Source organism: Pseudoalteromonas sp. SR45-5, from assembly GCF_014163565.1.
Lineage (GTDB): Bacteria > Pseudomonadota > Gammaproteobacteria > Enterobacterales > Alteromonadaceae > Pseudoalteromonas > Pseudoalteromonas distincta.
Map to the genome: position 1 here is coordinate 1 of NZ_JACJDN010000225.1, position 5975 is coordinate 5975.

Annotated in this window: 7 protein-coding genes; 3 read left to right on the forward strand and 4 right to left on the reverse strand. The window is 38.7% G+C overall.

Translation table 11 applies throughout. The features are described 5' to 3' along the window. The 4 genes from H5072_RS10035 to H5072_RS10050 all read right to left on the reverse strand — a co-directional run. On the reverse strand, positions 1-1010 hold a 1010-nt coding region (locus tag H5072_RS10035; RefSeq protein WP_182693450.1), incomplete at its 3' end, for an MFS transporter. A 49-nt stretch (positions 1011-1059) separates the two neighbouring features. Continuing rightward, positions 1060-1680, reverse strand: coding sequence for a peptidylprolyl isomerase (locus tag H5072_RS10040; protein WP_182693451.1), 621 nt, complete (start codon positions 1678-1680; stop codon positions 1060-1062). Between the two features lie 2 nt (positions 1681-1682). Continuing rightward, positions 1683-2243, reverse strand: coding sequence for a YajG family lipoprotein (locus tag H5072_RS10045; protein ID WP_154903662.1), 561 nt, complete (start codon positions 2241-2243; stop codon positions 1683-1685). Continuing rightward, positions 2244-3386, reverse strand: a complete 1143-nt coding sequence (locus H5072_RS10050) for a methyltransferase (RefSeq protein ID WP_024604970.1) — start codon at positions 3384-3386, stop codon at positions 2244-2246. Between the two features lie 42 nt (positions 3387-3428). Here H5072_RS10050 and H5072_RS10055 point away from each other — a divergent pair, with 42 nt between their 5' ends. The 3 genes from H5072_RS10055 (at position 3429) to fabV (ending at position 5720) form a co-directional block, all read left to right on the forward strand. Further along, a complete protein-coding gene (locus H5072_RS10055) occupies positions 3429-4040 on the forward strand; it encodes an alpha-ketoglutarate-dependent dioxygenase AlkB (protein WP_182693452.1) in 612 nt (203 codons plus the stop codon). A gap of 61 nt (positions 4041-4101) precedes the next feature. After that, a complete protein-coding gene (locus H5072_RS10060; protein WP_024596564.1) occupies positions 4102-4413 on the forward strand; it encodes a BolA family transcriptional regulator in 312 nt (103 codons plus the stop codon). 113 nt (positions 4414-4526) lie between these two features. Beyond that, positions 4527-5720 (forward strand): enoyl-ACP reductase FabV, encoded by a 1194-nt coding sequence (gene fabV / locus H5072_RS10065; RefSeq protein ID WP_138489515.1) that lies wholly within the window; start codon positions 4527-4529, stop codon positions 5718-5720. Positions 5721-5975: the final 255 nt, after the last annotated feature.

Here is a 5975-nt window from a genome sequence, read left to right on the forward strand (position 1 = left end):
GCAATACCACTTACAAATAAACCCTTAACAATGCCATATTTTTGATTAAATAAACTGCCAACAAAGGTAAATATGATTGTAAGTACCGCTGTACCTACCTTCGAAAATGTAGCTATATCGCTATTACTAAAACCAATTTCTTTATAAAACACAATCGACATGCGCCCTAAAAACGCTTCGCCTATTTTAAATAAGAAAATAAACGCAAGTAATGCTAGTGCTGTTTTAACGCCATTTTTAGTAAAAAAAGCTCTAAAGGGATCAATAACGGTTACCGCAAGCCACGCAACAGTTTTTGTTAAAGGAGTTTGTTTTGTAGAGGACAGTTTTTCAAGGTACACACGCTCAAGTTCAGCATGTACTGCTTCGCGGTTAGTTTCGGGCTCTTTTGCAAACAGTGCTCCACTCATTAACAGCAGCATTACGGCAGCTAAAAAGTAATAAATTTGTGGCCAGTCGAGCGAGGGTATATCGGCCATGTAAAATGGAATGGCGCCTAAAAGTGCATAACCTGTCCACCAACCCGAAGTTGCCATTGCGGCTGCAGCGGTTGCTTTGTGTGATTCGCTTTCGCTTAGGGTGTCTATTCTAAAGGCATCAATAGCAATGTCTTGAGTAGCTGAAGCAATGGCGATTAATAAACAAATCGCAGCAACAATTGCCAAATTAGCTTTTAAATCAAGCCCTGCTAATAGCAAGGTGCCAATAAAAATAAAACTTTGGCAAAATAGTATCCAACTGCGACGTTGGCCTAGCCATTTATATAAAATAGGAAGTTTTGTACGGTCAATGAGTGGCGACCACAAAAAGTTTATGCTGTAAGCGCCAAATACAATGCCAAATAGGCCTATCATACTGCGACTTAGCCCTTCATCTTTTAGCCAAGCAGACATAACAGAGCCAATTAAAACCCACGGAAAACCGCTACTCATACCAAATATGAAAATGTGGATTAAGCGTTTGTCTTTAAAGTAAGAAAAATATTCGCTAATAGAGAGAGATTTGCTCATAGGGCCTTCATTGGCTTTGATGCAGAGCAGCTAAGCTGCTCTTAAAAAATTATAGTGGGACTTGCTCAAGCATTTTTATGTTTAAAATCACCACCGGCTTTACTGGTACGAAATCGTAGCCAATTTTTTCATTAAAACCGGTTTCAACAGTCATAATTTTATCAAGCGTGTCGTAACCATCCATTACGCTACCAAATACAGCAAAGCCCCAATCTTTCCCTGGATTTAAGTGATCGTTATTATCCATATTAAAAAAGAATTGGCGAGTTCCTGAGTGCGGTTGTCTATCTTGATAGGCCATAGCAATGCTATACATATCGTTTTTTAAACCGTTACCGCTTTCATTAAAAATAGGGTCATTTTCATGTAGGCCATCATAGTCTTTATCGTAACCGCCACCTTGAATAACAAAGTCGCGATCATTTTCTACATCGCGCTCAATACGGTGAAAAACGCTGCCTTGATAACTTTTGTCTGACACGTAAGTTAAAAAATTATTGACTGTGATGGGCGCTTTAGAGCGATCCAGCTCAACCACGATGCTACCCATTGACGTTACAATTTCTACGCGTGGAAAAATGTTGTCCTTTTGCACAAAGCGGCCTTCTTGGGCTGCTAAGCTACTTACACTAAAGAATAGGCCTAAGCAGATTAAAAAAAGTCGTTTCATAGTTAACCTTCTAAAAATTCTATTAATTCAGGGTCAGATACAATGCGGGTAATAACTTGCTCAGTCAACTTATTGAGCTGACCTTCTATTTTTGCTCGCTCATGACTAAATGGGCCTTCTAAATCAGCACTGCCTCTATACACTTTACTAAAGTTACTTGAGGCGCGAATAACACGCACGCCAAGTTCTATGTGGGCTTCGCTGGTATGGCTCACTAGCTTTTCGGTTACAACAGCTTGCAATGCATGAATATCTACTTCAAAGCGAACAGTTGCTAAGTTAGAAATACTGGCTCCATTGCGGCTAAGGGCGCTGTCTAACACACTTTTAATAGAGCTGGTAATGCCTTGACTTGCAAAGGTTTTAGTTTTGTCTGACTCAATAAGTTTAAGTGTTGATGTATCGCCACGTAAATCAATTACACTAGTACTTAAGCTACTATTTATAGTGCTAATTTGACCATTTTTATAAACAGGGTTAAGTATTACTTGGCTAGGCTGATTCGCGCAGCCACCAAGTATCAGTAATACACAACACCCAATTATAATGTTTGTTAATTTCATTTATAGCATTCCACTATTTTTTGTTGCACTTAAAACGACAAACTTTTTGTTTGAACCTAGCAACTTACAGTTGCCAAACATACGGTTTAATTTATCATGATAATCTAAATGACGATTACCAATAATACGCAGCTCGCCGCCTTCTTTTAAAGTATCTTTTGCTTGTTTAAACATTTGCCAAGCAATATGGTCGGTAACGGCCTGAGCTTGGTGAAATGGAGGGTTACAAAGCACCATATCTACACTGTCTCTTTCAAAGCCTGTTAAACAGTCGTTTTCGATGAACTCGCAGTTATCAAACTTATCGCCTAGGTTAATTTCTACATTTAACCGAGCCGACTCTACTGCCATGTAAGACTCATCAACAAAAGTAACTGATGCATTAGGGCAACGAGCAAGCGTCATTAATCCAACAACTCCGTTACCACAGCCTAAATCAATAATGCTTTTAGCTTTTGGTGTTTCTGGTAAGTAGTTAAAAAAGAAGCGTGCACCAATATCTAACGAATCACGCGAAAACACATTTGCATGGTTTGTTATATTAAACTCAGTACCTTCAAGCTCCCACGTTACAGGGAAATCTGCTGCTTTATATCCGCCTTTAGCTGTACTTAATATAAGGCGGGATTTTTTAACTGCTAGGCTAGTTTTTGTTTCACCAATAAATTGCTCAAATGATTTTATTGTTGAGTTATGAATTTCTTTTGTTTTACCTGCGGCAATTACTGGCGTACCAGGTGCAAGGACTTCACTGAGTTCACTTAACTGAAACTGTAAAAAACCTACATTACGAGGGATTTTAATAAGTACTAAATCAACATCCTGCGGTAATGCAGACAAACTATCTAATTGTGTGAAATCTGCTGTAGGCAGTTTGTTTTCTTGTAAGTTATAAGCCGCAGCTTGGTGGCTAATATAAGAATCGTTAACTGAACAAACCGTTAACTTATTAAAATAACAAGCAAGTGCACCAAAGCTATCGTTTAAAATAAGCAATGAGCGACAATCAGGGTGATGTTCGTTAACATAATTGATAAGGTACTCATCTGCCGAATCCCACGCTTGTAAGCTGCGGTTTTTTTGATCCAAAGGAAAGCGTTCAAGAGTAAAGGTTTTATCGCCTAGCTGGGCTTGCGTCGTCATAATGGTTCGTTGATCAGTAATCTAATGTAGGTAAATTCTAACATGCAACGGCAAAACGCCAACCCCCAACAGTTACCAAATGGCTTTTCTTATCAAAGTAGGGCACTTAGTGCACAAAAAAGCCTCGATCTATTTTATTATTTGCAAAAAAACCTACGTTGGCAGCAACCCGATGTAACTGTTTATGGTAAAACGGGGCCTATTCCACGGCTACAATGCTTCATGAGCGATTTAAATATTGAATACGGCTATTCAAGTAGTAAGCAAATAGTAGAGCCATGGGATGAATTGTTACTTAATATGAGAAGGCGTTTAGAGGCGCACTTAAATCAGCCTCTAAACTCATTACTCGTTAATTATTACCGAGATGGTAATGATACGATGGGCTGGCACAGTGATGATGAAATAGAGCTTGGTGATAAACCAACAATTGTGTGTGTCTCGCTAGGAGCTGATCGGATTCTAAAGTTAAAGCACAAGGCGAGCAATAAAGTAACCGACTTAAAATTACAAAGTGGCAGCTGTTTAATAATGGATGGACATAGCCAGCGAGATTATCAACATGCAATACCTAAACAAACAACGCTTGCACATCCTCGAATAAGTTTAACTTACCGATTTATTAAGGACATTAAACAAAAGCAATTTAGTTAGCCAAGCGCTGCGTTAAATTGTTATAGTAAGTGTATAAATTAGCTAATTAAAACGGTCTTTTATGTCAATGCAGCAACAGATCCAAGAAAAAATAAGCAACGCTATTGCGTGTAAACATTTAAACGTAATTAACGAAAGCCATATGCACAGTGCGGGCACTGAATCACACTTTAAAGTAATAGTGGTTAGCGAAGGTTTTACAGGTAAACGTTTATTGCAGCGCCATCGTGAAATTAATGAAATTCTAAAAGATGAATTAGCAAATCATATTCATGCACTCGCAATTCATACATATACACCCGATGAGTATACAGAGCAGGGCGGCGAGGCACCTGATTCACCTAATTGTATGGGCGGCTCTAAATTAGCTTAAATAATTAATAGCGATTTGATTGTTACACTTGTGGTTAACTGATCAGATCAGTGTTTTTAGTATTAGCCTTTAAACTAGCGCTAATTTTTATTGTAAAAGATATAGGATGATCAATGGTCATTAAGCCTAAAATTCGTGGATTTATCTGCACAAACGCACATCCAGCTGGTTGTGCAGAGCATGTTCAAGAACAAATTAACTATGTAAAACAACAAGGCGCATTAAAAAATGCACCAAAAAATGTATTAGTTATTGGCGCATCAACAGGCTACGGCTTGGCTTCGCGCATTACAGCTGCGTTTGGTGGTGGTGCTAAAACATTAGGTATTTTCTTTGAAAAAGAAGGTACAGATCGCAAAACAGGTTCTGCTGGTTGGTACAATACCGCTGCTTTTCAAGATGCAGCAGACGAAGCAGGCCTTTGGTCTAAAAATATTAATGGCGATGCGTTTTCTAACGAAATTAAACAAAAAGCAATCGACACTATTAAAGCAGATTTGGGCAAAGTAGATTGTATTATTTACAGCTTAGCGTCTCCTCGTCGTACAGACCCAAATACGGGCGAAGTTTACTCATCTACGCTTAAGCCAATTGGAAATGCCGTTACTACTAAAAACTTAAATACATCAAAGCGTGAAATTGATGAAATTACTGTTGAAGCTGCAAACCAAGACGATATCGACAACACCATTAAAGTAATGGGCGGTGAAGATTGGGAAATGTGGATTGACGCATTAAAAGAAGCGGATGTATTAGCCGATAACTTTAAAACGACTGCGTACACTTATATTGGTAAAGAGCTAACATGGCCAATATACGGACACGCTACTATTGGTAAGGCTAAAGAAGATCTAGACCGTGCAACCGCTGCTATTAAAGAATCAACAAAAGATTTAAATGGTGAGGCATATGTTTCATCACTTAATGCTGTGGTAACGCAAGCAAGTTCTGCTATTCCTATTATGCCGTTATATATCTCTGCTTTATTTAAAGTTATGAAAGCAGATGGCACATATGAAGGCACTATTGAGCAAATTCACGCATTATTTAGTGAAAACTTGTATGGTGAATCTCCTCGCTTTGACGACGGTGGACATTTATTCCAAAACTATAAAGAGCTAGAAGACGACGTGCAAGCTCGCGTGCAAGCTGTTTGGGATAAAGTAGATACGAGCAGCATTGATGAGCTAACAGATTATGTTGGTTACCATAATGAGTTTTTACGCTTATTTGGTTTTGGTATAGATAGTGTTGACTACGATCAAGATGTAGATTCAGTTAAGCCAATTGCCAATATGATTGACTAACAGAACTTAGGGCCTGTTTATCTTTCGAGGTTAAATTTGCAGCAGTCTGTTTGGTATTTAGGCAAGGCAGAGCCTATGTAGTGTGGTTATTCCCCATAAATGGGCGATAACGTGGAATAAATGCCAAACATGCGCTGCCCAAAGGGTTCTGCCTAGGGGCTATTTACTCTTTGTTGCTCGGTTTTTACTTAGCCCACTAGGTTACAAACCTCACGCCGCGATTAAATAGCCCCTAGATTGAACAAATTTTAATCC

Coding starts and splice junctions, on each gene's coding strand:
- H5072_RS10050 (WP_024604970.1), bottom strand. CDS start 3,386: ATGACGACGCAAGCCCAGCTAGGCGATAAAACCTTTACTCTTGAACGC.
- H5072_RS10060 (WP_024596564.1), top strand. CDS start 4,102: ATGTCAATGCAGCAACAGATCCAAGAAAAAATAAGCAACGCTATTGCG.
- fabV (WP_138489515.1), top strand. CDS start 4,527: ATGGTCATTAAGCCTAAAATTCGTGGATTTATCTGCACAAACGCACAT.
- H5072_RS10045 (WP_154903662.1), bottom strand. CDS start 2,243: ATGAAATTAACAAACATTATAATTGGGTGTTGTGTATTACTGATACTT.
- H5072_RS10055 (WP_182693452.1), top strand. CDS start 3,429: ATGCAACGGCAAAACGCCAACCCCCAACAGTTACCAAATGGCTTTTCT.
- H5072_RS10040 (WP_182693451.1), bottom strand. CDS start 1,680: ATGAAACGACTTTTTTTAATCTGCTTAGGCCTATTCTTTAGTGTAAGT.